Origin of the sequence: Pseudonocardia terrae, assembly GCF_021343995.1 — a bacterium.
Taxonomy (GTDB): Bacteria; Actinomycetota; Actinomycetes; order Mycobacteriales; family Pseudonocardiaceae; genus Pseudonocardia; species Pseudonocardia terrae.
Genome location: NZ_JAJTTE010000002.1, coordinates 14,102 through 39,775 on the forward strand (window position 1 = coordinate 14,102; position 25,674 = coordinate 39,775).

A 25,674-nucleotide genomic window follows, 5' to 3' on the forward strand; every position below is an offset into this window, starting at 1 on the left:
GGGTGATCACCCGGCGGCCGGTGCCGTGAAGGTCGAGGCGAGCGCGGAGAACAGCGCTGCCGAGCGGTCGTCCGCGCGGTCGGCCGGCACGGTGAGGGACAGCGCCCACAGCCCGTCGGCCGCGGGGACCGTGCGCAGGACCGTCGTGCGCCGCTGGGAGCCCTCGGTGGTGGTGTAGCGCAGCTCGCGGACCCCGGCGGGGGCACCGGCGACGGGCTCGGCCGGGCCGGCGTCGACGGCGTCGACCCCGAGGTGCGCTGCGGTGAGCCCGGCGGTGACCTCGTTCTCGGACCCGGCCTTCCACACGGCGAGGGCCTCGGACCCGTCGGCCGAGACGAAGCGGACGACGGGGTACGCGTCGCCGTCGCGGTACTGCGCCCAGCTCGAGGGCACCGCGACGCTCCAGCCCGCGGGGTCGGAGTGCACGGTGGTGGGGCTGCGGTCGGTGGTGACCGTGACGGTCGACGCCGGGGACTGCCCGGCCAGCGTCCGGACCAGACCGTAGCCGCCGGCGGCGCCGAGCAGGACGAGCACCGCACCCGCGACGGCCAGCGGCAGCGCCCAGCGCGTCGGCATCGCGACCGTCGTGGTGCGGCGGACGGGGGCGGCCGTCGACGTCGGCGAGGGGCGGACGGGCGGGCGGGCCGGTGCGTGGGCGCCCGTCGGGGTGGGGAGCGGGCCGGGTGCGGCGGCGAGGCCGCGCGGGGCGGGCTGCGGCGGGTCCGCGGCCGGCAGCCGGGTCGAGCCGGCGGGACCGTACGTGCCGCCCCAGGGCTCCGGCGCCGCCATCGGGCCCGACGCGGCCACCCTCGGCTCCGGCACCGCCTCCGGCCGGGCGACCGTGGAGTAGGTGGTCGGGGCGTCGGGGGAGCCGGGGTACAGCGGGTCGTCCGGGTCGTCGAGCAGCGGGCGCAGCCGGCGGCGCACCTCGTCGAGCGGCATCCGCTGGTCGGGGTCCTTGACCATGAGCGCCGCGATGACCTCGGAGACCGGGCCGTACTCCCGCGGGCGGGGCACCTCGCCGTCGACCACCTCGGTGATGGTGGAGACCGGGTCGCCCTTGACGTCGTAGGGCGGGCGGCCCTCGAGCGCGGCGAAGAGGGTGGCCCCCAGGCCCCAGAGGTCCGCGGCGGGGGTGACGGCGGCGCCCATCGCGACCTCGGGGGCGATGTAGGCCGGGGAGCCGAGGACGAGCCCGGCGGTGGTCATCGGCGCGTCGGAGGCGTTGCGCGCGATGCCGAAGTCGGTGAGCTTGATGCGGCCGTCGTGGGCGACGAGGACGTTCCCCGGCTTGACGTCCCGGTGCGTGATGCCGGCGCGGTGCGCGGCCCGCAGCGCCGCGGCCGTGGCGTAGCCGACGACGGCGGCCTGGCGCTGGTTCAGCCGGCCCTGCTCGGAGATGATCGTGGCGAGGTTGCGCGACGGGACCATCTCGAGGACGACGAGCGGCTCGCCGGCCGCGTCGACGACGTCGAACACCGTGATGACGTTCGGGTGCGACAACCCGCCGAGGGCACGCGCCTCGCGGAGCATCCGCTCGCGCATCCCGAGCGCCTCGCGTTCCGGGATCCCGCGCGGGACCTTCAGCTCCTTGACCGCCACCCGGCGGCGCAGGACCTCGTCGTACCCCGACCAGACCGTGCCCATCGCCCCGCTGCCGAGCTGCGCGGAGAGGCGGTACCGGTCGCCGACGACGCGGCCCGGCTGCTCGTCTTCCTGCGTGGACACGTGACCATTGTCGGCGACGGCCCGCACGTGTGTGCGGGCGGGTACGCCTGCGGACGACTCGGACGGGGCCTGGACCAGCGCAAACGGGCACGTCACGTGACCGGGTGACGACGCTGTGCAGCCTCGTTCCCGTCGCCGAGCGGCAGGGCCGCCCGTTCGTCGCAACCTGCGACAACCGCTCGTCACGGACAGGTTCGCCGTCCGCCGCCGGACGCCGACCCCTCGGCGCGGATACCGGGTGAACGTCCGGTTTCAGGTTGGTACACCGCTGACCGGGTGAGCACCATGGGGCAATGCAGGAGAGAGCGAAGAGCCCTCGAGGGGCGGGTCGGGCCGGTGATGTCCGGTGACCCTGCTCGAGGCGCACCCCGAGCTCGCGACCAGCGGTGACCAGGTGGTCACCGACCTCGGCGCGGGCACCGGCCCGGCCTGGCTGGACCAGTGGCTCACGGCCCACCGGTCCGACGTCGTCGCCGTCCGCCGGTCGCTGCACTCCGTACCCGAGCTCGGCCGCGACGAGCACCGGACGACCGCCCTCGTGGCCCGTCGCCTGATGGTCGCCGGCCTCGAGCCCCGCACCCTGCCCGGCGGCACCGGCCTCGTCTGCGACGTGGGCCGCGGCGACCGCTGCGTGGCCCTGCGCGCCGACCTCGACGCCCTGCCCCTCGGCGAGGAGACCGGGCTGCCGTTCGCGTCGACCGTGCCCAACGTGATGCACGCCTGCGGGCACGACGCGCACACGGCGATGGTGCTCGGCGCGGGCCTCGCGCTCGCCTCCGCGCCTTCCCTGCCCGGCCGCGTGCGGCTGGTGTTCCAGCCCGCCGAGGAGGTCCAGCCCGGCGGCGCGATCGACGTCGTGGCCGACGGCGCGATGGACGACGTCGAGCGCATCTTCGCGCTGCACTGCGACCCGCGGCTGGAGGTCGGCCGGCTCGGCACCCGGGTCGGGCCGATCACCTCGGCGTGCGACGTCGTCGAGATCCGCCTGACCTCGCCCGGCGGGCACACCGCCCGCCCGCACCTGACCGCCGACCTCGTCGAGGCGCTCGGGCTGCTGATCACCCAGCTCCCGCTGCTGCTCACCCGCCAGGTCGACCCGCGCTCGGGCACCGTCCTGGTGTGGGGCGCGGTGCAGGCCGGCGAGGCCGCCAACGCGATCCCGCAGCACGGCGTGCTGCGCGGCACGCTGCGCACCGCCGACCACGCCACCTGGACCGAGCTGGAGGACAAGTTCCGCGCGCTGGTCGCAGCCGTCCTCGCGCCGCTCGGCGTCGGGTACGTGATCGACCACATCCGCGGGGTGCCGCCGGTGGTCAACGAGGTCGTCAGCTCCGGCATGCTCCGCGACGCCGCGATCCTCACCGGCGGTCCCGAGGCCGCCGCCGACACCGAGCAGTCCAGCGGCGGCGAGGACTTCGCGTGGTACCTGGAGAAGGTGCCGGGCGCGATGGCGCGGCTGGGGGTGTGGCCGGGGGTGGGCCCGATGAAGGACATCCACCAGCCCACCTTCGACCTCGACGAACGCGCCCTCCCCTTCGGCGTCCGGGTCCTGGTCAACAGCGCCCTGCAAGCCCTGGCATAACCCCCGCGAGTCGGCACTTCCGGGCGACCGAACTGCACATCTCGGTAGATCGGTTGTCCACAGGCGGGCTCCGCCATCCACAGGCTGCGCCCGATCGCGTCCGCGTGGCTCCGGGTGCCCGACGCCGGCGTGGTGCTTCCCTGGGAACTGGGTACGGCGGGCGCCTGCTTGCGCAGCGTCCTCGTCGATGCCGTCGGTGAGTACCGGGTCCGCCGAGCGGTCAGCACCGGTGAGGCCCTGGTGCCGTGGCCAGGGGTGCTCGCGGACCCGGCGTGCGCCACGGACTCACTCACGATGGTCGCCGCGGCGTGGCTTGCCGTTGGCGGTGGTGCAGTGGTCGCCGGACCGTCGGCGGCTCACCTGCACGGATGCACGGCGCTCCCGCCCCAGCCGGTGCATCTCGTCGTGCCGTACGAGACCCGCCGCCGAACTCGGCCGGGTCTCGTCGTGCACAACGGTCCGGACCTTGCCGGCGACCACGTCGTCGTTCGGGGCCTGCCCACGCTGCGGCTCGAGCGGGTGGTCACCGACCTCCTATGTACCGCTGCGCCGTGGCACGCTCTCGCCGTCGCCGACGAAGCCCTGGCGCTCGTGCCGAAGGCGGAGACGGCCGAGTTCCGAGCGGATGTGCGGGCGCGCCTGCGCGCCCGGTCCGACCCGCGGGGCACGCTGATCGGCGCGCGCCTATTCGACCTGGCGACAGGGCGCGCCGAGTCCCCGCCCGAGAGCCATCTGCTGTGGCGTGTGGTCGATCTGGGTTATCCCGTGCCGCAGGTGAACCGTTGGGTCCACGATCTGCGCGGCGTCCCGATCCACCGACTCGACCTTAGCTGGCCGGAGCTGCGCATCGCGGTGGAGTACGACGGCTACGAGGCGCACGTCGACCGCGAGGCCGAGGATCTGGCGCGCGTCGCCGATCTGGAGGCTCGGGGCTGGATCGTGATCAGGGTGCGCAAGGCCGACCTGGTGAACACGGGGCCCCTGGAGCGGGCGCTCGACGCGGCGTTCGCCCGCCGTGGCGTCGACACGTCCCGGCGGATCATGAACGCGTTGCGACCACGACGGCATCGCGAGCCACGCGGCGCGTGAGGGCCAGCCTGGAGGTCGTCTCCCGGGATGTGTGGTTCGGACGACTGAAGGTGTCGACTCGCGGGGTCTTCCCGGGCTACACGCTCTTCTGGCTGGGGCGGTTGCGGAGTTCGGTGACGTAGTCGTCGGGGGCGCCGGCGGCTTCCGCGGCGTCGGCGATCACGCCGAGGTAGCGGGCGCTGGGGAGGCCGCCCTCGTAGGCGTTGAGCACGTAGATCCAGGCGAGCACGCTGCCCTCGAGGGTCTGCACCCGCAGCCGGAGCTTCTTGTGCAGCCCGAGCTCGCCCCCCTCCCAGCGGTCGAGCTGGGCGGCGTCGTGGTCCGGGACGTCGTAGAGCACGACGAAGACCTGCGACGGCGGGTGCTCGACCACGGTGGAGAGCGCGCCCTCCCAGGCGTAGTCCTCGCCGCCGAAGGTCAGGCGCCAGCCCATCAGCCACCCGGTGCCCGCCATCGGCGAGTGCGGGGCGCGCTCCTTCATCTGGCCCGGATCCATGTTCGACCCGTAGGCGGCGTACAGCGGCACGAGGACAGGGTAACGGCGCCCGCCCCGTCCGGGCCCTTCGGGACCGCTCGGCGGACGCGCGTACGGTATGAACGGGCGCCCGGCGGCGTCCGCGCCGGTCGGATCGATCCAGGACCGGCCGCTCGGATCGGCTGTCTCTCGGAGGGGCGTGCGTACGGTGACCCGCATCGTGATCATGGGCGGTGGCCCCGCCGGGTACGAGGCGGCGCTGGTCGCGGCCCAGCACGGCAGCGACGTGACCGTCGTCGAGAAGGACGGTATGGGCGGCGCCTGCGTGCTGCACGACTGTGTGCCCTCCAAGACCTTCATCTCCTCCGCGGCCGTCCGCGTGGACCTGCACCGCGCCGAGGACCTGGGCGTGCTGCTCGACCGCAACACGGCCGGCGTCGACCTGCCCAAGGTCAACGGCCGCGTGAAGGGCCTGGCGCTGGCCCAGTCCGCCGACATCCGGGCCCGCGTGGAGAGCGAGGGCGTCCGGATCATCCACGGCACCGCCTCCTTCCTCGACGAGACGAGCGGCCGCCAGCCGCACACCGTGGAGGCCCGGCACCACGACGGCACCGTCGAGAAGCTGCCGGCGGACACCGTGCTCATCGCGACCGGCGCCACCCCGCGCGTGCTCGACTCCGCCCGGCCGGACGGCGAGCGCATCCTCACCTGGCGCCAGCTCTACGACCTCCCTGCGCTCCCGGAGCACCTGATCGTGGTGGGCTCCGGCGTCACCGGCGCCGAGTTCGTCTCCGCCTACGTCGAGCTGGGCTGCAAGGTCACGCTGATCTCCAGCCGGGACCGGGTCCTCCCCAGCGAGGACGCCGACGCCGCGGCCGTCCTCGAGGACGTCTTCGCCGAGCGCGGGGTCGACATCATCCCGAAGGCCCGCGCGGAGTCCGTGGTGCGCGACGGCGACGGCGTGGTCGTCACCCTCGCCGGCGGTGAGGTCGTCCGCGGCTCGCACGCGCTGATGACCGTCGGGTCCGTGCCGAACACCCGCGACATCGGCCTGGAGAAGATCGGCATCGAGCTCGACCGCGGCGGGTTCATCCCCGTGGACCGGGTCTCCCGCACGTCGGTCCCCGGCATCTACGCCGCGGGCGACTGCACCGGCCTGCTCATGCTGGCGTCGGTCGGCTCGATGCAGGGCCGCATCGCGATGTGGCACGCCCTCGGCGAGGGCGTCGCGCCGATCCGGCTGCGCACCGTGGCGTCGAACGTCTTCACCCGGCCCGAGATCGCGACCGTCGGCATCAGCCAGCGCGCGATCGACGCCGGCGAGGTCCCCGCCCGGACGGTGATGCTCCCGTTGGCCACGAACCCGCGGGCGAAGATGCGCGGGCTGCGCCGCGGCTTCGTCAAGCTGTTCTGCCGCCCGGCGACCGGCGTGGTGATCGGCGGCGTGGTCGTGGCCCCGGTGGCGAGCGAGCTCGTGCTGCCGATCGCGATGGCGGTGCAGAACGGGCTGGGCGTCGACGACCTCGCCCACACCTTCTCCGTCTACCCCTCGCTGTCGGGCTCGATCACCGAGGCCGGCCGCCAGCTGATGCAGCACAGCGACCTGGACTAAGGGAGTTCTCGGGGTCATCCCCGATCCCGCCGCCTGCCCCGCGGCGGACCGTGGACGCATGACCACTCCCGTCCCCACCCGCGTGCCGGTCCTGCCGGTGGTCGCGGCCGGGGTCGCCGGGCAGCTCGCCGACGACCTCCTGTTCGTGTTCCTGCCCTCCTTCCCCGGCGCCGCGGCGATCCTGGCGATCGTGCTCACGGCCGGGGCGGCCCGCCTGGTGACGACGAAGCTGCAGGGCGCCGCCGTGCCGCGCGCCGGGCTCGCCGTCGGCGCCGTCTCGGCGGGCGTCGGGCTGCTGCTCAGCGGGCTCGGGCTCGTCTCGATCATCGTCGCGGGCCTGACGGTGCTGGCCGGCGTCGGCGGCGCGATCCTGGGCCGCCCGGACGTGCGCCCGCACCGCGACTGAGGTGCCCGCACGACACCGCCCACGCCACACGGCGCCCACACCACGACACGGTCCACGGACGCCCCGACGACACGGCGCCCCCGGCGGACGGTGTCCACCGGGGGCGCCGGTCGGGCTCAGCCCGCCGCGGCGAGGCCGGGGCCGGGCGCCGTACGGCACGACGCGAGGACGCACGCCTCGGCTGCCCGCGCCGGCCGGATCGGGGACGACGCGGCGGAGAGGCTCCCCGCGAACGGCCACTCACCGGCGAAGCGCTGCAGGTACCAGTAGACGAACAGGTAGTCCTGCGAGTCGTGCTCCGCGACGAACACCGCGCGGCCGGGCAGCCGCTCCACCCAGCGGGCGTAGGCGATCGTCGCGAGGGCCGGGGGACGCGCGGCCCGCCGGGTGGCGAGCCAGTCCCCGGCCCGGGTGCGCCAGTCCTGCAGTGATGCCGGGTGCAGGGTGGCGCCGGGCAGCTCCCGCAGGTTCGCGGTGAACGTCCCGGTCGGGACCCCGTCGGCACGGTGTGCCGCCGAGGTCAGCGTGAGCAGGGAGTGCGGGCCCGGGATGGGCCCGTCGGTGTGGATGTGGGTCGTGACGAACAGGGTCGTCGGGTCGGACGGGATGTCGGGGGGCATGACGGATCCTGGTTCTCGAGGCTGTCGAGGACGTGCCCGCGACGAGGTGGCCTCGTGTCGGGCGGGATCCGCGGCGCGGTCCTGGCCGCGTGGCGGAGGGACCGGGCCCCGTGGGATGATCACACGGGTGCGTGTCGGGCGCTGTGTACTTGTGCAGCGCAGGCGCCGAACACGGTCGAACCTGGCGGTGCGAAGTCAACCCGACGCGCAGGGCGACGTCAATCCATGATCAGCAGATCGGGCGCACCGGACCGCGCCGCGAGCCGGGTCGCGGCCGGTCCGGAGCCGCCGCAGCGGATCCGTTCCAGGCCGAGCCCGCCGGTCGCGAAGCGCAGCACGGCACCCAGCGCGGTGGTGGTCATGCCCCTGCCGCGGGCGCGCTCCAGCGCCCAGCAGGTGATCTCGGGGGTGCCGGTGTCGAGCCCGGTCAGCGCGATCTCCCCGAGCATCTCGCCGGTCGTCGGCTCGGCGACGGCCCACGAACAGCCCGTGTCCGACGACCACTGCGCGGCCCGGAGCCGGACGTGTGCCTCCGGGTCGGGCACGCCGGCCTCGGCGAGGGCGGGGACGTCGGTGATCCGGTCGTCGGCGCGTAGCGCCCGCAGGTACCAGGTCCCGGCGTTGATCTCGACGGGTTCCATCGCGGAGCCGGAGTGCCGGGTGCCCTCGAGGGGCACCCGGCACCCGCGGGTCAGTCCTTGATCTCGCAGACGACGGTGCCCTGGGAGATGGAGGAGCCGGTCTCGGCGGACAGCCCGGTGACGGTGCCGTCCTTGTGCGCGGTGACCGGGTTCTCCATCTTCATGGCCTCCAGGACCACGATCAGGTCGCCCGCGGACACGGTGTCTCCCTCGGAGACCGCGACCTTGATGATCGTGCCCTGCATCGGCGCGGTGACCGCGTCGCCGGAGGCCTTGGCCCCGCCGCCGCCCCCGCCGCGCTTGCGGGGCTTGGCCTTCGCGGCACCGCCGGCGGCCGCGCCGCCCCCGCCGCCGAAGGAGATGTCACCGGGCAGCGAGACCTCGACGCGCTTGCCGCCGACCTCGACCACGACGTTCTGCCGCGGCGCCGCGTCCTCGTCGGCCTCGCTCGTGCCGGTGAACGGCTCGACGGTGTTGTTCCACTCGGTCTCGATCCAACGGGTGTGGACGGTGAAGTCCTCCTCGCGGTCGGCCGCGAAGGCCGGGTCGGAGACGACGAGGCGGTGGAACTCCAGCACCGTGGCCATGCCGCCGACCTGGAACTCCGCCAGGGCCCGCCGCGAGCGCTCGAGGGCCTGGTTGCGGTCCGAGCCGGAGACGATCAGCTTGGCCAGCAGCGAGTCGAACTGCCCGCCCACGACCGAGCCGGCCTCCACGCCGGCGTCGACGCGCACGCCCGGGCCGGCCGGGTAGGCGATCGTCTCCACGGTGCCCGGGGCCGGCAGGAAGTTGCGGCCGGCGTCCTCGCCGTTGATCCGGAACTCGATCGAGTGCCCGCGGGGCTCCGGGTCGTCGAGGAGGTTGAGCTCCTTGCCCTCGGCGATGCGGAACTGCTCGCGCACCAGGTCCAGCCCGGAGGTCTCCTCCGACACCGGGTGCTCGACCTGCAGCCGGGTGTTGACCTCGAGGAACGTGATCAGCCCGTCCTGCCCGATGAGGAACTCGACGGTGCCGGCGCCGTAGTAGCCGGCCTCCTTCACGATGGCCTTGGAGGCGTCGTAGAGGGTCTTGCGCTGCTCGTCGGTGAGGAACGGCGCGGGCGCCTCCTCGACGAGCTTCTGGAAGCGGCGCTGCAGCGAGCAGTCGCGGGTGCCGACCACGATGACGTTGCCGTGAGTGTCGGCCAGCACCTGGGTCTCGACGTGGCGCGGCTTGTCCAGGTAGCGCTCGACGAAGCACTCGCCGCGCCCGAACGCGGCGGTGGCCTCGCGCACCGCCGACTCGTAGAGCTCGGCGATCTCCTTCTCCTCGCGGGCGACCTTCATGCCGCGCCCACCGCCGCCGAACGCCGCCTTGATCGCGACGGGCAGCCCGTGCTCCTTGGTGAACTCGATCACCTCGTCGGCACCGGAGACCGGGTCGGCGGTGCCCGGGACCAGCGGCGCGCCGGCGCGCATCGCGATGTGGCGGGCGGTGACCTTGTCGCCGAGGTCGCGGATGGACTGCGGCGACGGGCCGATCCAGGTGATCCCGGCGTCGATCACGGCCTGGGCGAACTCGGCGTTCTCCGACAGGAACCCGTAGCCGGGGTGGATCGCGTCGGCCTCGGCCTGCTTGGCCGCGCCGATGACCTTGTCGATGTCGAGGTAGGACTCGGCAGCGGTGGTGCCGCCCAGGGCGTACGCCTCGTCGGCCAGACGCACGAACAGCGCGTCCCGGTCCGGCTCGGCGTAGACCGCGACACTGGCAAGGCCCGCGTCCCGTGCGGCCCGGATCACCCGTACGGCGATCTCCCCGCGGTTGGCGACGAGAACTTTGCGCAGTTCAGGCACGTTCGGTCTCCTCGTGGCTCGCGGCCGACCCCCGTTGCGTCGGCGCGTTGGTTACCGCGGAGTCTAGGAGTTCACCCAGCGAACACCGAACGCGAGCGGATGTGGCATCCGTCATCGAACGGTCACGGCTGACCGTCTCTCCGACGCCGGGCCTTCCCCGGAGGGAGGCCGACGAAACGTGGATCAGCGGCGCAGCAGGCCGCGGAGCCGGGCGGTCGGCCGCCGGCGTGGGGCCCGGACGCCGTCGTACCGGAGGACTCGTTCGCGGTCGGCGAGCTCGCGCCGGGCGCCCTCGGTGAGCCGGGCCGCCGCCCGGGCGGCCAGGGCGACGTCCCAGCCGTCGCGCAGCGCCCCCGCCACCGGACGCCCGGCGAGCACCGTGCAGGCGAAGCGGGTCCACTCCGGCCCGAGGCCGGCGGCGAGCAGCGGCCACGCGGCGGCGGCCTGCCCGGAGCGTTTGCGCAGCAACGCCTCGCGGGTCGCGGCGAGCCGATCGCCGGTGAAGCCGGGCGGGTCCGGGGCGCCGTCGACGAGGGCCGCGACCAACGCGGCCTGCCGGGCCGCGAGGGCGCCTGCCTCCGCGGGACCGACCGGGCCGTCCGTCACGGGACCGGCTCCAGCCGTGCCGACGCGGCGATCGCCGTGAGCTCACCGTGCAGCTCGGCGGCCGGTGGATAGCGGCCGTCCCGCTCCAGCATCACCGCCGGGGCGGCGCCGCGCTCGCGGACCTCCTCGAGCAGCGCCAGCACCGCGGGTGGGACCGGGTCGAGGTGCGTGTCGTGGTAGAGCCCGTCCCGCACGGCCCCGCCCGCGACGTGCACGTACGCCACCCGATCGAGCGGCATCGGGTCGAGCACGGCCGACGGGTCCTGCCCGCGGTTGCGGGCGTTGGCGTACACGTTGGCGACGTCGAGCAGCAGCAGCGCACCGGTGCGGTCGAGCAGCTCGGTGAGGAAGTCGCCCTCGGCGTACTCGTCGTCGGGCCAGTCGAACAGCGCTGCGATCGGTTCCAGCGCGAGCGGGACCTCCAGCTCGGCCTGGGTGCGGCGGACGCCGGCCACCAGCACGTCGAGCGCCTCGCGGGTGCGCGGCACCGGGAGCAGGTGCCCGGCCTCGCGGCCGCCGGCACGGACGAACGCGACGTGCTCGCTCACGAGCGGCGCGCCGAGCGCCCGGGCGCACGTGGCCAGGCGGGCGACCCGGCCCGGGTCGACGCCCGCGGCGTCGCCCAGGCCGAGCCGCACCCCGTGCGGGATCACCGGGATCCCGCGGTTCCGCAGGTCCGTCACCCCACGAGACGGACCTGCGGGCGGACGGTCGGGGTGCCGGAGGTCGAGCGACTCCGCGATCACCTCGCAGAACCCGAGGCCGGCCACCCCCGCGACGACCCCGGCGATCTCGGGCCGCCAGCCGACGCCGAGGCCGGCGACCGGCGGCGATCCGGCGGACCGGCCCGCCGAGAGCGCGGCCATCGGCGATCCGGCGGACCGGAGCGCAGGGAGCCCGGGACGGTCAGCCGCCGCAGCCACCGCCGCCTCCACCACCGCAGCCGCCCCCGCCGCCGCAGCTGCTGCCGCCCCCGCCGCAGCTGCTGACGCCCCCGCCGTCACCACCGCCGCCGAAGGCCCAGCTGCTGCTGCCGGAGTCGGAGTAGCCACCGCTCCACCCACCGGTCGCGGCCGCGGCCTTCTGGGCTGCCAGCTCGTCGGCGAACACGGGATCCGACGCCCACAGGGCGCCCATCCCGAAGATCCCGACGGCGAGCGCCGCGGCCCCGGCGCCGTGCGCGACCCAGTCCGGCTTCATGTCCGGTGACAGGTCGGAGTGCTCGGCGCGCAGGAACTCCAGCGCCCGCTGCCCGGCGACCGAGCGCTGCGGCACGCGGACCACCAGCACGAGCCCGATCACGGCGACGACCACGGTGACGGCCACCAGGAGGGCGACCGGTCGGGTGTCGGCCACCCCGGCGACGATCCGGACGAGGCCGAGGACAGCCACCGCGAGCATCCAGCCGCCGGTCCGGCGGATCCGGCCGCGCCGGGCCTCGGACAGCAGGAGCTGCTCGGCGACCAGCCGCGCCCGGATCCCGTCGAGCGCCGCGGCGACCTGGCCGTGGTAGCGCAGCCGGTGCTGTGCGGTGGGTGCGGTGGCCGTCGTGTGGATCGCCCGCTCGAGCTCGGTGGCCCGGGTCTCCGGCCGGCCGACGGCCTGGACCAGGCCGCGCCCGGCGGTCACGACCGTGCGGGACAGGTGCATCGCGCTCAGCGCGGACCAGACGGCCAGCTCCGGGCCGCCGTGCAGGTACGCCACGTCCTGGGGCCGGCCGGAGAGCGGCCCGGCCCGGTCCACGGCGGAGGTGCGCCCGGCCTCCGCACCGGCGATCCGCCGGCGCGCCCGCACCGCGGCGACGAGCACCACCGCGGCGAGGACCACGTAGAGGAACAGGAAGGTGGGGCCATCGATGCCCCAGGTGTCTCCCGGTGCTGCGAGTACCGCCATCACGACCACCCCCCGGTCGGTCGTCCTGTGGGACGAGCACAGCATGGGGGTGGCCCAGGCCACTGCGGAACGTTCTTGACGAAGGCTTAGGGTTCGCGGCCCGGCGGCTCCGGGGACGCCCGGCTCAGGCCGCGACGGCGGTACGCACCTGCTTCTTGATCCGCGCGAGCATCGCCGCCATGCCCCGGATCCGCAGCGGGCTCACCGCCTGCGTGAGCCCGAGCGCGGTGTAGAAGTCGTCCGGCACCGCGAGCACCTCGCTCGCGGGCTCACCGTCCAGCCCGGTGTGCATGATCCCGGCGAAGCCCCGCGTGGTCGGGGCCTCGGGCGGCGCCGAGAAGAACAGGTGCACGCGCCGGTCCGGGTCGTCGTCGACCTCGACGGCGAGGAACAGCGGCGACTGGCACTCGTGCACCTGCTCCATCGAGTCGGCCGCGTCGGCGTAGCGCTCGGGGAGGTCCGGGAGCTCCTGGCTGAGCTCGAGGAGGAGCTGGAGGCGGTCCTTCGGACCGACCGCCTCGAAGTCCTCGACGAGCTCCGCCAGGGCGGGGGGCAGGCTCATGACGAACCCTTCGCAGTGCCCTTCACAGTGCCCTTCGTAGTGCCCTCCACGGCGCCCTTCTCCGCGCCCTGCACGATCGGGACCCGCACGGAGTTGCCCCACTCGGTCCAGCTGCCGTCGTAGTTGCGGACGCCCTCGAACCCGAGCAGGTAGGACAGCACGAACCAGGTGTGACTGGAACGCTCGCCGATCCGGCAGTACGCGATGGTCGGCGAGTCCTTGGCCAGGCCCTGCTCGTCCTCGTAGATCCCGGCGAGCTCCGTGCGGGACTTGAACGTGCCGTCCTCGTTCGCCGCGCGGGCCCACGGCACGCTGGCGGCGCCCGGGATGTGGCCGCCGCGGACCGCGCCCTCCTGCGGGTAGTCCGGCATGTGCAGCAGCTCGCCGGAGTACTCGCCCGGCGACCGCACGTCGACGAGCTGGCCGCCCAGGTGGCGCAGCACGTCCTCCTTGAAGGCGCGGATCGCGATGTCGTCCCGCTCCACGATCGGGTACTCGACCGCCGCGGGTTTCGGCTGCTCGGTGGTCATCTCGCGGCCCTCGGCGACCCACTTGGTGCGACCGCCGTCGAGGATCCGGACGTCCTCGTGGCCGAACAGCCGGAACACCCAGAGCGCGTAGGTGGCCCACCAGTTGTTGCGGTCGCCGTAGAAGACGACCGTGGACTCGCGCGCGATGCCGCGCTCGCCGCAGAGCTTCGCGAAGGCCTCCGGGTCGACGTAGTCCCGGGTCACCGGGTCGTTCAGCTCGGTGTGCCAGTCCACCTTCACGGCGCCGGGGATGTGGCCGGTGTCGTAGAGCAGCACGTCCTCGTCCGACTCGACGACGACGAGGTCCGGGTCGCCGAGGTGCTCGGCCAGCCAGGTTGTGGTGACCAGCCGCTCCGGGTGGGCGTACTCGGCGAACTTGGGGTCCGGGTCAGTGGGAGCCATGGCCGCGAGCGTAGTCCGGCGGAGACGAAGCTTGCGGAGTCGACCATCCACGCGGCGGCCGGGACGCCGCCGGTCGGTCAGCCCTCCGGGGGAGTCGTCCACAGGTCGGTCGGGGAGATCCCCAACGCGCCCAGCAGCCGCCGCACCAGCGGCAGGCTGATCCCGATGACGTTCGACGGGTCGCCGTCGATCCCGTCGACGAACCACCCGCCGAGCCCGTCGAGCGTGAACGCCCCCGCGACGACGAGCGGCTCGCCGCTCGCCAGGTAGGCCTCCAGCTCGGCGTCGGTGGGCGTGCCGAACCGGACGGTGGTGGTCGCGTGCCCCTCGGCGACCCGCTCGATCTCCCCCTCGACGACGTGCAGCACGGCGTGCCCGGTCACCAGGTCGCCCGTCCGCCCGGCCATCGCCTTCCACCGCGTGCGGGCGGTGTCGACGTCGTGCGGCTTGCCGACCAGCTCGCCGTCGATGAGCAGCATCGAGTCGCAGCCGATCACGACGGTGTCGTCGGGCGTCCCGTCGAGCGTCCGGGCGACGGTCGTGGCCTTCGCCCCGGCCAGCGTGGTCACCTTCTCGGCGGGCGGGGCGCCGGGGATCGCGCCGAGCAGAGCGTCCTCGTCGACGTCGGAGACCCGGACGAGGGGATCGAGGCCCGCCGCGCGCAGGACGGACAGCCGGGCGGGGGAGGCGGAGGCGAGGACCAGACGCACGCGCCGACTCTAGGTGCGCCCCCGGCGCCCCCGCGCGGCACGTGGGGCGGCTGCGACCACCCGCCACGACCATCCACAACGACCGCCCGCGGCGACCATCCGCAACGACCGCCCGCCACGACCTGCAGCCACCACCCGCGGCCCCACCCGCCACGACCACCCGCCGCGGGTCACTCGCCCACGAGCCCGTGCCGGTAGGCGTAGCGGACGGCCTGGGCCCGGTCGCGCAGCCCGGCCTTGGCGAACAGGTGGTTGACGTGGGTCTTCACGGTCGCCTCACCGACCACCAGCCGGCGGGCGATCTGCTGGTTGGACAGGCCCTCGGCGATGAGCGTGAGCACCTCCGCCTCGCGCGGGGTGAGCCCGTCGGGCAGGGCGTCCGGGGCCGGGGCGGGCGCCGGGGCGGCCCCGCCGACGAGCCGGGCGGCGGCGGCCGGGTCGAGGGTGGTCTGCCCGTCGGCGGCCGAGCGGAGTGCCCGGCCGATGGCCTCGGCGTCGGCGTCCTTGGACAGCCAGCCCGCGGCGCCCGCGCGCAGGGCGGGGACCAGCGCCTCGTCGTCGACGTACGTCGTGAGGACGACGACCGCGGTGCCCGGGTGCTCGGCCCGGACCCGGCGGGTGGCCTCGACGCCGTCGACCCCCGGCATCCGCAGGTCCGTGAGCAGCACGTCGGGGCCGTGCTCGGCGACCAGCTCCACCGCGCCCGCGCCGTCGGCCGCCGCGCCGACGACCTCGATCCCCGGGAGCAGACCGAGCAGGGTGACCAGGCCGTCCCGGACGATCCGCTGGTCGTCGGCCAGCACGACCCGCAGGGTCACGGCGTCACCGGGACCGTGAGCCGAACCCGCCATCCGTCCTCCGTCGGTCCCGCGTCGAGCCGGGCGCCGACCAGTGCCGCCCGCTCGGCCATCCCGACCAGACCGTAGCCGCCGGTGCCGGGCTCGGGACGGACACCGGTCACGTCGGCCACCTCGAGCTCGAGGTCGCCGCCCGTCCGCCGCAGCCGCACCGTGACCGGGGCGCCGGGGGCGTGCCTGCGCGCGTTGGACAGCGCCTCCTGTGCGGTCCGGACGAGGGTGTCGCGGGCCTCGGGGGACACCTCCGGCAGGTCGTCGGCCAGGTCGAGGGTCGCGCCGGCGTGGTCGGCGGCGAGCGCCCGCAGCGCGGTGGGGAGGTCGACCGGCTCGCTGCGCAGTGCGTGCACGGCCCGCCGCGCCTCGGCGAGGCCCTCGGTCGCGAGCCGGTGCGCCCGCTCGATCTGGGCGACCGTGTCGGCCGGGGCGCCGTCGCGCTGCAGCATCAGCCGCGCCCCCTGGAGCTGCACCGCCAGCGCGGAGAGCGAGTGCGCGAGGACGTCGTGCAGGTCCCGGGCGATCCGGGCGCGCTCGGCCAGCGCCGCCGCGCGGGCGTGCTCCTCGGTCGCCCTGGTCTCGGCGGCGCGGGCGAGCTCCTGCTCCTCGGCGCGGCGGCGTGCGTCCCGCCGGCTCATACCGATCAGCATCGCGCTGACCAGCCCGAGCGTGACCAGCAGCGACGGCACGAGCTCGCCGTTCGCGATCGTCAGGGCGAGGGTGAGCGACGTGGCGGCGGTGAGCGCGACGGCGGGCCACCGGGGCAGCCGCGCCCCCGCCGCACCGACCGCGACGAAGCAGAAGGCGACCGACGTGGACCAGGACCCCGCCAGGGCGCTCATCAGGCAGCCCCCGGTCGCCGTCGCGACGAGCCCGCCGGCGTCCCAGCCCGGCCGCTCGAGCCGCGCACCCATGACCACCCAGCCGAGGCAGGCCACCGCCGTGGCCACCACGGCGAGCGGCGTGACCGGCAACCGTGGCTGCCCGAGATAGGCCGCGGCCACGATGATCGGCAGCCAGACCAGGGCCGCGGCCCGCCGCAGGGCGGAGGGGCGCGACCCCGGACCGGCCGCGTCGAGGATCACCCCCCGATCCTCGCGTGCGGGGTCCCGGCCCCGTCAACGGACGTCACCGTGGTGGCCCGTGCCCGCAGCACCCAGCCCTGCACCAGCAGGCTCAGCCCGAGGGAGGCGAGCAGCGTCGCCGACTCGAGCGCGCCCGCGCCGAGCCGGACGGCGAGCAGGCCCAGCCCGATCCGCAGCCCGATCGTGAGTACCCAGAGGGCCAGGGTGACCGCGCCGCCGCGCTGGTGCAGCACGCCGTCGCGCACGAACAGCCGCACCGACCGGCCGCGCAGCACCCCGAGCCCGACGACGAGGAGCAGCTCGACGCCCGTCAACGCCAGCCCGACCGTGGTCACCGGCGCGTGCGCCTGCAGGAGCGTCAGCACGCCGAGCACCGTCAGCACCAGCGGCACGAGCATCGTCCGCCGGTCCGTGACGGGCCGGTCGGTCAGCTGGCGGGTGACGACCCAGACGAGCAGCGCCGCGACGACGAGGGCGGTGACCAGGGGGTTCCCCGAGGCGAAGTCCATGCCCCGAAGCCTGCTCGGGAACCGCGGGCCGATCGTCGGCCCTCGGGTCGAACCCGGGTGGAGCCGCGGCTCCACCCGGGGGTGGACCGGCCCACGATCAGCCCGCGATCTCCGCCACGACCGGCTCGGCCTCGGCCACGGTCGCCGCCTCGCGGACGGAGCGGGCGATCGTCGGGTCGTCGAAGGAGGTGTCCTTGGCCTTCGTGACGAACTCGTGCCGCAGCCGGGCGTAGCCGAACCGGTCGTCGAACATGTCCCGGCTCATCTCGGCCAGCTCCTGGACCCGGTAGGTCTCGAGCGGGCGGCGCAGCTCGTCGGCCTCGCGGGCGGCCTGCTTGGCGGCCAGGGCGGCGGCGTACCCATCGCCGGTGGCGAGCCGGACGGCGTGCTCGACGACCTGCTCGTCGAAGGCCGCCCGGTCGCCCTCGAGCACCTCGTCGACCAGGCCGGTGCGCAGCGCCTCGGCCGCGCCGACCGGCAGGCAGTCGCGGGTGAACCGGACCGCGTCGGCCAGGCCGACCCGCCGCGGCAGGGCGTAGGTCCAGTACTCCGAGCCGGTCAGGCCCATGTTCCGGTAGTGCGGGTTGAGCACGGCCCCGCGGCGCAGCAGCACGGTGTCGGCGCCGAGCGCCATCATCACGCCGCCGGCGCCCGCCGGCCCGCCCACCGCGGTCACGACGAGCTGCGAGGTGCAGGTCAGCAGCTCGCGGCACACGTCGTTGATGGCGTTGATGGTGCGCCAGCTCTCCACCGTCGCGTCGGGCCGGCCCTCGGCGACGTTGAGGTGGATGCCGTTGGAGAAGATCTCGCCGCCCTCGAAGACCAGGACCTTCGTGTCCTGCGCGGCCGCGTGCCGGAGCGCGGCGGCGACCCGGTGGCCCTGGCCCGCGGACATCGCGCCGTTGTAGAGGTCGGCGCGCACCACGCCCACACAGCCGTCCGGCCCGACGCGCCGGTAGCTGATCTCGCGGTAACCGTCCGACGGGCCGGTCGGCCGCTCGAGCGACTCGGGCACCTCGTCGAGGACCCCGTCGAGAGCGCTGCCCAGCACCGTGGTCGCGGGCAGCTTGACCCCGCCCGGGACGCGGGCGTGCCCGATCCACACCGCCCCGTCGCCCGTCCGCACCAGGAGCGCGCCGTGCCGGCGCAGGGCGATCGATCCGGGCGCGCCCGGGGTCGCCGAGCCGCGGTGCGCGTCGAACACCGACAGTGCGACGCCGGCGATCTCCGAGCGCACGCCCGGCGCCCCGTCGCCCGCCCGCACCCGACGCAGGACGTGGTCCGTCGGGTCCTCCCAGGAGAAGGCCCGGTCGGTCTGCTTCATGGTCGGCCGGAGCCGCCCGATCACGGCGTCGCCGAACGACTCGACGGGCAGCGGGACGAACGCCGGGTCCTGCGCCTTGGCGACGACCTCACGGGCCAGCTCGACGGCCGCGTCGGCCACCGGTCCGTTGTAGACGGCGGACTTGCGGGGAGGCTCCGCGGGCATCGCGAAGGTCCGGGTGCCCCAGATCGGGCCGGCGTCCATCTCCTCGACGGCCTGCAGCGCCGTGACGCCCCAGACCGGCTCCGCGTCCGTGACCGCCCAGTCGATCGACGACGGGCCGCGGTCGCCCAGCGGGCCCGGGTGGATCACCACGACGCGGTACCCCCGCCACACGTCCTCGGGCACCCGCTCCTTCAGGAACGGGCAGAGCACCAGCTCGGGTCGCGTGGTCTCGACGGCCTTGCGGATGGTGGCCTCGTCGTGGGCCAGTCGCACGTCGAGGTGGTGCCCGTCCTCGCGGAGCTCCGTCCAGACGCGCTGGGTCAGCCCGTTGTAGGACGAACAGAGCAGCAGGATTCTCACGTACTTCTCCGGGATGATCGACCAGTGGGGGAGCACTGCCGACCGGGCGCGACGCTGCGCCGCGGTCACCACGAACGCGCGCGGGGTGCTCCCGGTGCTGCACGTGGACCGCGAGGCACGTTACCTCGATCGTGACGGTGATCGACTGGGCCGAACGGTCCAGAAGATCGACTCCGGCCGGAGGTACCCGACTGCGGGGCGGGAACGTCGTCGCAGGTGGTCATGGGTGTGGCGCGCTCCCGCTTCCGCACGTCGACACGCCGAAGTGGGCGCGGTGCGTCGCCGAGCGGTCACCTCGGGTGGCTCGGTCGCTGCTCCCACAGGGTGAATTTCTCGCGCTCCGGCGTCGGGCGACCACGCGGGGTCGTCGTCGCGCCGATCCGGCTCGGCACGCGTCCGAAGGGCCTATCGCCCGCCTCCGCGGGCTCACAGCAACTGCGGCCCAACGAGCGTCCCGGGCGATCTCTCGCCGAATGAGCCTCTTTCGCGGCGAGTGGTCGGCAGCCTGAGCCCGGCGGTCGCAACGGCCCCGGACACGGCACGGCACTGTGCCGAACGGGTGTGCCCCGTGCACCGCCGACAGGGGCGAAAGGCCTCCGTTCCGCGCCGATCGGCAGTCTCCACGGCTGTGGATCATGAACTTCCACCCGATCGAGTCATGCCCGAGACACGCTCCGTGTACCTTCCGCCGTCGACGCGTGCATAGTCCACCGGGGCCCCGACCCGATCGGACGACCGCCCGGCCGGGGCCTGGCCGAGAGTGAGTGGCCCGCCGGTGGTGCGCGCGCCGAGCCGGACGAATGCGACCGAGAGGGTGGCCGACCGAATGACGAGGCTGCTGGACTGGCTGCCACGCGGCAACACGCTCGACGAGGCGTCGTTCCGCAGGCGCCACCGACTGCTGCAGTGGATCCTGGCCGCGCACGTCCCCGTGCTGTTCCTGTTCGGGTTGTTCCTCGACAACCCGATGGGCCTGGTGCTCGGGGCCGGTATCGCCCCCGTCGTCGTGCTGCTGCTGGCCGGGCACTTCGTGCCGGCGAAGCGCGTCGCGGCGTCGTGCGTCAGCGCCGGGCTGGTGTGGTGCTCGATCACGCTCGTGGCCGTCACGCACGGCACGATCGAGTCGCACTTCCACTTCTTCATCATCATCGGCTTCATCGCCCTCTACCAGGACTGGGTGCCGTTCCTCTGGAACATCCTGCTCACCGGGGTGTCGCACGGCATCGGGACGCTCTTCTGGCCGACGCTGATCTTCAACCACCCCGATGCGCAGCGTGAACCGTGGGTGTGGGCCGGCATCCACTCCGGCGCCGTGCTCTGCGCGTGCGTCGGCATGGTGATCTTCTGGCGGATCACGGAGGACGAGCAGCACGAGAAGGAGGAGCTCGGCCGCGAGCTCGTCCGCGCCGACGCCGAGATCGGCCGCCGGCAGTTCACCTCGGACATGCTCGTCAACCTGGCCCGGCGCAACCAGTCGATGCTCTACCGGCAGCTGGACATCATCAACCAGCTCGAGGAGAAGGAGCGGGACCCCGACGCGCTCGCCGAGCTGTTCAAGCTCGACCACCTCGCCACCCGCGTCCGGCGCAACGCCGAGAGTCTGCTCGTCCTCTCCGGCGAGCAGCCGCCCCGCGTGTGGTCGGCGCCGGTCTCCATGCGCGACGTCGTGCGCGCCGCGATCGCCGAGACCGAGGACCTCGAGCGGGTGGAGTTCTCCGTCGACGACCGGATCGCGGTCACGGGCCACAGTGTCGCCGACCTGACCCACCTGCTCGCCGAGCTCACCGAGAACGCCGTCCGGTTCTCCCCGCCGGACACCGCCGTCACGATCCGCAGCCGCCCGCAGCGCGCCGATATCGGCGGTCAGGTCCTCACGATCGAGGACTGGGGCGTCGGCATGCCCGACGACGAGCTGGCCGCGGCCAACGACATGCTCATCCGCCCGCGCGAGGTCGACCTGTCGGTGTCGCAGCGGCTCGGCTTCCACGTGGTCGCGCGCCTCGCCGCGCGGCACGGCATCGAGGTGTCGCTGTCGACCACGCCGGGCTCCGGGCTGACGGCCGTCGTCATCCTCCCCGCGGCGCTGTTCGTGTCCGACCCGCAGGCCGGTCCGCACGCCGGAATCGGCAGCGGGCCGGAGCAGACGCGGCGCGCCGCCGCCGTCCACGAGCACACCCCGTCGGAGCACGCCCGCAGCGCCCAGGCCACCGCGACCACCGAACGCAGTCCGCTCCCCGGTCTCGCGGCCGCGACCGCCCCGGCCTGGACCCCGCCGTCCCCGTCGCCGTCCCCGTCGAGCTCGCCGGCTCCCACGCCGTCGACACCGGACCGGCCGGTCCCGGCCACCCGCCGCGGCACCCCGGCCACGCCGGTCTCGTCGCCGGCCACCCCGGCGGCGCTGCCGATCAGCCGGCCCGCCCCGATCCCGGCCGGGCAGGGCGGCAACTGGTCGGGCTGGTGGGACCCGGCACCCGCCGACCGCGCCCCCGGCCGTTCCGTGGAGGACCGGCCCGGCGGCAACGGCGACGGCCACGCCGCGAACGGCCGCAACGGCTCGACCGGCCTCGCTCCCCACCGCAACGGGCACGACGGCAACGGGCACGACGGCAACGGGTACGGCGGCAACGGGTACGGCGGCAACGGGTACGACGGCAACGGGTACGACGGGAACGGGCACAACGGCACCGGGCACAGCGGCGAGGCGCGCAACGGGCACGCCCTCCTCGGGGGCGACGGCGCCGTGGCCGCCGGCGGCCCGGCGACCGTGGGGCGCGTGCAGGTGAACGGCACCGACGGGCACACCGGCAACGGCCACACGAACGGCACCCGCCTCACCCCGGCAGGCGCCGACGGTCGGGCCACCGACCGCCCGGACCGCACCACCGACCCGGACCGCACCACCGACCGCCCGGACCGTGCCGACACCGGCGACCGCGCCGGCGACCGCGCCGACGGCCGCGCGGACGGCACCGTCGGCCGGTCCGGCGACGCCGACGCCCCGGACACCGCCCGGGTCCCGATCCCGACCCCGCGGCCGGCCCCGGCCGAGAGCTCGCGGCCACCGGCCACCGGCTCCAGCGGGCTGCGGCGGCGGGTCCCGCAGGCGTCGCTCGCCCCCGAGCTGCGCGGCGGCTCGGCCGAGCCCGCCACCCCGACGGCGCCGGCCGCCCCGGCCGCGCCCAACGCCGGTGCCGCCCAGGCACTGTCCCGTTACCAGGCCAGCCGGCAGGCCGCCCAGGCCGTCGCCGACCAGGTCCTCGACGGGGCGCACGACCAGCACATCACCGACAGGAGGACCCACCCGTGAGCACATCGACCGGCCGGCTGGACTGGCTGCTCGTGGAGTTCACCCGGGACGTCCCGGGCGTCGTCAACGCCGTCGTCGTCTCCGGCGACGGGCTGCGCCTGGCCTCCTCGCCCGGTGTCGGCGAGGCCCTGGGCGACCAGCTGTCGGCCGCGGCCTCCGGCCTCGTGAGCCTGGCCAACGGGACCGCCCAGCTGCTGGGCTCCGGCGCGGTGAGCCAGACCATCCTCGAGATGGAGGGCGGCTACCTCTTCGTCACCGCGGTCAGCCGCGGCGCGACGCTCGCCGTGCACGCGGAGCGGGCGTGCGACATCGGCATGATCGGCTACGAGATGACCCTGCTGGCGTCGCGGGTCGGCCACGCGCTGACCCCGGCGCCACGGACACCGGCGGGCCGCTGAGGTGCGCGACGGGACGGCGGACGACCAGGCCCCGAGACGGGGCGGCCGGGTCGTCCCGGTCTACGCGGTCACCGGCGGGCGGACCCGCTCGGCCGGCAAGGAGCTGCCCGTCGAGGCGCTCGTGACGGTCACCCACTCGGGTCGGCACGCGGCCGACCTGCAGCTGGAGTACCGGACGATCCTCGGCCTGGCCGCGGCCCCGGTCTCGCTGGTCGAGATCGGCGCCGCCCTGCAGGTGCCGGTGGGCGTGGCCCGGGTGCTCGTCGGCGACCTCGCCGACGCCGGCTACGTGGCGGTGCACCTGCCGCAGGTCGGGGGCGACGGCGCCCCCGGCCCCGAGATCCTGGAGAGACTGTTGGAGGGGCTTCGTGCGCGATCGGGGTGAGCTCTACCCGCTGAAGATCCTCGTGGCCGGTGGCTTCGGGGTGGGCAAGACGACCTTCGTGCGGTCGATGTCGGAGATCCCGCCGCTGCTCACCGAGCAGGCGATGACCGCCGCGTCGGTCGGCGTCGACGACACCGTCGCGGTGCCGGACAAGACCACGACGACGGTCGCGATGGACTTCGGCCGGATCACGGTCGACGAGTCGCTGATCCTGTACCTGTTCGGCACGCCCGGGCAATCCCGCTTCTGGTTCATGTGGGACGAGCTTGCGCGCGGTTCGGTCGGCGCCGTCGTCCTGGTCGACCTGCGCCGGGTCGACGAGTGCTTCCCGGCCATCGACTACTTCGAGGACCGGCGGATCCCGTACGTCATCGGGGTCAACCGGTTCCCGGGGTCGGACGCGCACAGCGAGGCCGACGTGCGCGACGCGCTCGCGCTGGCACCGGAGACCCCGGTGCTGTGGATGGACGCCCGCGAGGCCGACTCGAGTCTCCGGTCGCTGGTGGCGCTGGTCGAGCACGCGCTGTCGCGCACGGCCGTCGCGGGCTGATGCGCCGGGGTCCTCCGGCGCGCGTCTTCGGGACACGGACCCCGCTCCTCGGCGAAAGGGCTCCCACCCTCTCGGGTGGGGGCCCGTCGTCGTTCTCGGGTCCGGGTGGGAGCGAGGGTCAGCGGGGCAGCACCGAGGCGCGCCAGGCGCCCGGGCCGGCCTCGAGCGGGCGGCGCAGCCGGTCCGCCGGGTTCGACCACAGGTCGCGCGCCTTCGGGGGCGGCGTGTCGCCGCCGCTCGCCGCGGCCGCGAGAACCACGGTCAGCGCCGCCAGCTCCTCGGGCGTCGGGTCGCCCTTGACGACCCGGAAGAGCGCGCGGCGCTCCTCCGGGGTCTTCTCGTCCGTCTCGTCCGTCTCGTCCGCGCCGTCCACCGAGTCCTCCACGCCGCCGCTCACAGCGGGATGTTGCCGTGCTTGCGGGCCGGGCCCTGCTCCCGCTTCGTCGCCAGCATGCGCAGCGAGCGGCCCACGTACCCGCGGGTGTGCGAGGGCGGGACCACCGCGTCGATGTACCCGCGGTCGGCGGCGATGTAGGGGTTGGCGAGGGTGTCCTCGTACTCCTGCTGCAGCTCGGCGCGCTTGGCGGCGAGCTCGTCGCCCTCCAGGCCCTTGAGCTCCTTGCGGTACAGGATGTTCACCGCACCGGAGGCGCCGGTGACCGCGATCTGGGCCGTGGGCCAGGCGATGTTGACGTCGGCGCCGAGGTGCTTGGAGCCCATGACGTCGTACGCGCCGCCGTAGGCCTTGCGGACGATCACCGTGACCTTGGGGACGGTCGCCTCGGCGTAGGCGTAGATCAGCTTCGCGCCGCGGCGGATGATGCCGTTCCACTCCTGGTCGGTGCCCGGCAGGAAGCCCGGGACGTCGACGAAGGTGAGGATCGGGATGTTGAAGGCGTCGCAGGTCCGCACGAAGCGGGCGGCCTTCTCGGAGGCGTCGATGTCGAGGCAGCCGGCGAACTGGGTGGGCTGGTTGGCCACGATCCCGACCGAGCGGCCCTCGACGCGGGCGAAACCGACCACGATGTTCGGCGCCCACAGCTCCTGGACCTCGAGGAACTCACCCTCGTCGACCACCCGGTTGATGACCTCGCGGATGTCGTAGGGCGTGTTCGCCGAGTCCGGGACCAGCTCGTCGAGCCCGCGGTCGGTGTCGGTGATGCCGTCCTCGATCGAGCCCGCGGTGGGCTCCGGCGCCGGGTAGGTCGGCGGCTCGGACAGGTTGTTCGACGGCAGGAAGGAGAGCAGCTCCTTGACGTAGTCGATCGCGTCCTGCTCGTCCGAGCCGAGGTAGTGCGCCACACCGGACTTGGAGTTGTGCGCCCGGCCGCCGCCGAGCTCCTCCATGTCGACGTCCTCGCCGGTGACCGTCTTGATGACGTCCGGGCCGGTGATGAACATGTGGCTGGTCTCGTCGACCATCACGGTGAAGTCGGTGAGTGCGGGGGAGTACACCGCGCCGCCCGCCGACGGACCCATGATCAGCGAGATCTGCGGGACCACGCCGGAGGCGCGGACGTTGCGGACGAAGATCTCACCGTAGAGGCCGAGGGCGACCACGCCCTCCTGGATGCGGGCGCCGCCGCCGTCGTTGATGCCGATGACCGGGCAGCCGATCTTGGCGGCCACGTCCATGACCTTGACGATCTTCTCGCCGTAGACCTCGCCGAGCGAGCCGCCGAACACCGTGGCGTCCTGGCTGAACACGGCGACCGGCCGGCCGTCGATCGTGCCGGTGCCGGTGACGACGCCGTCGCCGAACGGGCGCTTCTCCTGCATCCCGAAGTTGGTCGAACGGTGCCGCACCAGGGCGTCGAGCTCGACGAACGAGCCGGGGTCGAGCAGCTGGTCGATCCGCTCCCGGGCGGTCTGCCGGCCCTTGGCGTGCTGGCGCTCCGCCGCCGCCTCCGAGGGCAGGGCCTCGGTGTACCGCTTGTACAGGTCGGCCAGCTTGCCGGCCGTCGTGTGCACGTCCGGCTCGACGTCCGGGGCGTTCGACGGGTCCCCCATCGGCTCCGTTGCAGCGCTCATGGCTGCGGAGCCTAACCCGGC

The 25,674-nt window shown here is 74.5% G+C and carries 25 protein-coding genes; 8 read left to right on the forward strand and 17 right to left on the reverse strand.

The window, feature by feature from the left end; translation table 11 throughout:
• Positions 1–6 precede the first annotated feature (6 nt).
• Entirely contained in the window at positions 7–1,728 is a 1,722-nt protein-coding gene (locus LWC33_RS01380) for a serine/threonine-protein kinase (protein WP_233302275.1), read from the reverse strand.
• Positions 1,729–2,074: 346 nt separating this feature from the next.
• Between LWC33_RS01380 and LWC33_RS01385 the strand changes: the two genes are divergently transcribed.
• Positions 2,075–3,310: an amidohydrolase gene (locus LWC33_RS01385; RefSeq protein WP_233302276.1), complete on the forward strand. Its 1,236-nt coding sequence runs from the start codon at positions 2,075–2,077 to the stop codon at positions 3,308–3,310.
• Between the two features lie 114 nt (positions 3,311–3,424).
• Entirely contained in the window at positions 3,425–4,399 is a 975-nt protein-coding gene (locus LWC33_RS01390) for a DUF559 domain-containing protein (RefSeq protein WP_233302277.1), read from the forward strand.
• Between the two features lie 76 nt (positions 4,400–4,475).
• Here the strand turns inward: LWC33_RS01390 and LWC33_RS01395 are convergent, their stop codons facing one another.
• Positions 4,476–4,925: a gamma-glutamylcyclotransferase gene (locus LWC33_RS01395; RefSeq protein WP_233302278.1), complete on the reverse strand. Its 450-nt coding sequence runs from the start codon at positions 4,923–4,925 to the stop codon at positions 4,476–4,478.
• A gap of 157 nt (positions 4,926–5,082) precedes the next feature.
• Between LWC33_RS01395 and LWC33_RS01400 the strand changes: the two genes are divergently transcribed.
• Together LWC33_RS01400 and LWC33_RS01405 are read left to right on the forward strand one after the other, a co-directional pair.
• A complete protein-coding gene (locus tag LWC33_RS01400; RefSeq protein ID WP_233302279.1) occupies positions 5,083–6,486 on the forward strand; it encodes an NAD(P)H-quinone dehydrogenase in 1,404 nt (467 codons plus the stop codon).
• A gap of 58 nt (positions 6,487–6,544) precedes the next feature.
• Positions 6,545–6,892, forward strand: coding sequence for a hypothetical protein (locus LWC33_RS01405; protein WP_233302280.1), 348 nt, complete (start codon positions 6,545–6,547; stop codon positions 6,890–6,892).
• A gap of 116 nt (positions 6,893–7,008) precedes the next feature.
• On the opposite strand, the gene LWC33_RS01410 is transcribed toward LWC33_RS01405, so the two are convergent.
• From LWC33_RS01410 to LWC33_RS01470, 13 genes are all read right to left on the reverse strand, one after another.
• Positions 7,009–7,512, reverse strand: a complete 504-nt coding sequence (locus LWC33_RS01410) for a hypothetical protein (RefSeq protein ID WP_233302281.1) — start codon at positions 7,510–7,512, stop codon at positions 7,009–7,011.
• Positions 7,513–7,730: 218 nt separating this feature from the next.
• Complete coding sequence (locus LWC33_RS01415; RefSeq protein WP_308190881.1) at positions 7,731–8,189, reverse strand: GNAT family N-acetyltransferase; 459 nt, start codon at positions 8,187–8,189, stop codon at positions 7,731–7,733.
• Positions 8,190–8,203: 14 nt separating this feature from the next.
• The gene (locus tag LWC33_RS01420) at positions 8,204–9,985 is read right to left on the reverse strand and encodes an acetyl/propionyl/methylcrotonyl-CoA carboxylase subunit alpha (protein ID WP_233302282.1); all 1,782 of its coding nucleotides are present in this window, start codon (positions 9,983–9,985) and stop codon (positions 8,204–8,206) included.
• Positions 9,986–10,168: 183 nt separating this feature from the next.
• Positions 10,169–10,591 (reverse strand): SCO6045 C-terminal-like domain-containing protein, encoded by a 423-nt coding sequence (locus tag LWC33_RS01425; protein WP_233302283.1) that lies wholly within the window; start codon positions 10,589–10,591, stop codon positions 10,169–10,171.
• Complete coding sequence (locus tag LWC33_RS01430; RefSeq protein ID WP_233302284.1) at positions 10,588–11,457, reverse strand: MbnB/TglH/ChrH family RiPP precursor modification enzyme; 870 nt, start codon at positions 11,455–11,457, stop codon at positions 10,588–10,590. The genes LWC33_RS01425 and LWC33_RS01430 overlap by 4 nt, the downstream gene beginning before the upstream one ends.
• 40 nt (positions 11,458–11,497) lie before the next feature.
• A complete protein-coding gene (locus tag LWC33_RS01435) occupies positions 11,498–12,484 on the reverse strand; it encodes a TIGR04222 domain-containing membrane protein (protein WP_233302285.1) in 987 nt (328 codons plus the stop codon).
• A gap of 124 nt (positions 12,485–12,608) precedes the next feature.
• On the reverse strand, positions 12,609–13,046 hold the full coding sequence (locus tag LWC33_RS01440; RefSeq protein ID WP_233302286.1) for a SufE family protein: 438 nt from the start codon (positions 13,044–13,046) through the stop codon (positions 12,609–12,611).
• A complete protein-coding gene (locus LWC33_RS01445) occupies positions 13,043–13,978 on the reverse strand; it encodes a sulfurtransferase (RefSeq protein WP_233302287.1) in 936 nt (311 codons plus the stop codon). The genes LWC33_RS01440 and LWC33_RS01445 overlap by 4 nt, the downstream gene beginning before the upstream one ends.
• A 77-nt stretch (positions 13,979–14,055) precedes the next feature.
• The gene (locus tag LWC33_RS01450; protein WP_233302288.1) at positions 14,056–14,688 is read right to left on the reverse strand and encodes a Maf family protein; all 633 of its coding nucleotides are present in this window, start codon (positions 14,686–14,688) and stop codon (positions 14,056–14,058) included.
• Between the two features lie 170 nt (positions 14,689–14,858).
• Positions 14,859–15,506, reverse strand: a complete 648-nt coding sequence (locus LWC33_RS01455) for a response regulator (RefSeq protein ID WP_233302289.1) — start codon at positions 15,504–15,506, stop codon at positions 14,859–14,861.
• Entirely contained in the window at positions 15,503–16,624 is a 1,122-nt protein-coding gene (locus LWC33_RS35710; RefSeq protein ID WP_233302290.1) for a sensor histidine kinase, read from the reverse strand. Before LWC33_RS35710 ends, LWC33_RS01455 begins: the two co-directional genes overlap by 4 nt.
• Positions 16,621–17,133 carry a hypothetical protein gene (locus LWC33_RS01465; protein ID WP_233302291.1) on the reverse strand — a complete coding sequence of 171 codons (513 nt, stop codon included), beginning with the start codon at positions 17,131–17,133 and terminating at the stop codon, positions 16,621–16,623. Before LWC33_RS01465 ends, LWC33_RS35710 begins: the two co-directional genes overlap by 4 nt.
• Before the next feature lie 97 nt (positions 17,134–17,230).
• Positions 17,231–18,982 carry a hydrogenase maturation protein gene (locus LWC33_RS01470; RefSeq protein WP_233302292.1) on the reverse strand — a complete coding sequence of 584 codons (1,752 nt, stop codon included), beginning with the start codon at positions 18,980–18,982 and terminating at the stop codon, positions 17,231–17,233.
• Positions 18,983–19,808: 826 nt separating this feature from the next.
• Between LWC33_RS01470 and LWC33_RS01475 the strand changes: the two genes are divergently transcribed.
• Genes LWC33_RS01475 through LWC33_RS01490 form a run of 4 tightly spaced genes read left to right on the forward strand, consistent with a single transcriptional unit; the run spans position 19,809 to position 23,622 of the window.
• Positions 19,809–22,289, forward strand: a complete 2,481-nt coding sequence (locus LWC33_RS01475) for an ATP-binding protein (protein WP_233302293.1) — start codon at positions 19,809–19,811, stop codon at positions 22,287–22,289.
• On the forward strand, positions 22,286–22,687 hold the full coding sequence (locus LWC33_RS01480; protein WP_037046421.1) for a roadblock/LC7 domain-containing protein: 402 nt from the start codon (positions 22,286–22,288) through the stop codon (positions 22,685–22,687). The genes LWC33_RS01475 and LWC33_RS01480 overlap by 4 nt, the downstream gene beginning before the upstream one ends.
• Before the next feature lies 1 nt (position 22,688).
• A complete protein-coding gene (locus tag LWC33_RS01485; RefSeq protein ID WP_233302294.1) occupies positions 22,689–23,072 on the forward strand; it encodes a DUF742 domain-containing protein in 384 nt (127 codons plus the stop codon).
• On the forward strand, positions 23,056–23,622 hold the full coding sequence (locus LWC33_RS01490) for a GTP-binding protein (RefSeq protein WP_233302295.1): 567 nt from the start codon (positions 23,056–23,058) through the stop codon (positions 23,620–23,622). Before LWC33_RS01485 ends, LWC33_RS01490 begins: the two co-directional genes overlap by 17 nt.
• A gap of 118 nt (positions 23,623–23,740) precedes the next feature.
• Here LWC33_RS01490 and LWC33_RS01495 read toward each other — a convergent pair whose 3' ends face one another.
• Positions 23,741–24,019, reverse strand: a complete 279-nt coding sequence (locus LWC33_RS01495; protein ID WP_308190882.1) for an acyl-CoA carboxylase subunit epsilon — start codon at positions 24,017–24,019, stop codon at positions 23,741–23,743.
• The gene (locus tag LWC33_RS01500; RefSeq protein WP_233302296.1) at positions 24,016–25,653 is read right to left on the reverse strand and encodes an acyl-CoA carboxylase subunit beta; all 1,638 of its coding nucleotides are present in this window, start codon (positions 25,651–25,653) and stop codon (positions 24,016–24,018) included. The genes LWC33_RS01495 and LWC33_RS01500 overlap by 4 nt, the downstream gene beginning before the upstream one ends.
• Positions 25,654–25,674: the final 21 nt, after the last annotated feature.

Bases quoted from the DNA above. Each gene is read 5' to 3' on its own strand.
- LWC33_RS01405 (WP_233302280.1), top strand. From the start codon at position 6,545: ATGACCACTCCCGTCCCCACCCGCGTGCCGGTCCTGCCGGTGGTCGCG.
- LWC33_RS01410 (WP_233302281.1), bottom strand. From the start codon at position 7,512: ATGCCCCCCGACATCCCGTCCGACCCGACGACCCTGTTCGTCACGACC.
- LWC33_RS01430 (WP_233302284.1), bottom strand. From the start codon at position 11,457: ATGGCCGCGCTCTCGGCGGGCCGGTCCGCCGGATCGCCGCCGGTCGCC.
- LWC33_RS01435 (WP_233302285.1), bottom strand. From the start codon at position 12,484: ATGGCGGTACTCGCAGCACCGGGAGACACCTGGGGCATCGATGGCCCC.
- LWC33_RS01440 (WP_233302286.1), bottom strand. From the start codon at position 13,046: ATGAGCCTGCCCCCCGCCCTGGCGGAGCTCGTCGAGGACTTCGAGGCG.
- LWC33_RS01445 (WP_233302287.1), bottom strand. From the start codon at position 13,978: ATGGCTCCCACTGACCCGGACCCCAAGTTCGCCGAGTACGCCCACCCG.
- LWC33_RS01465 (WP_233302291.1), bottom strand. From the start codon at position 17,133: ATGGACTTCGCCTCGGGGAACCCCCTGGTCACCGCCCTCGTCGTCGCG.
- LWC33_RS01475 (WP_233302293.1), top strand. From the start codon at position 19,809: ATGACGAGGCTGCTGGACTGGCTGCCACGCGGCAACACGCTCGACGAG.
- LWC33_RS01500 (WP_233302296.1), bottom strand. From the start codon at position 25,653: ATGAGCGCTGCAACGGAGCCGATGGGGGACCCGTCGAACGCCCCGGAC.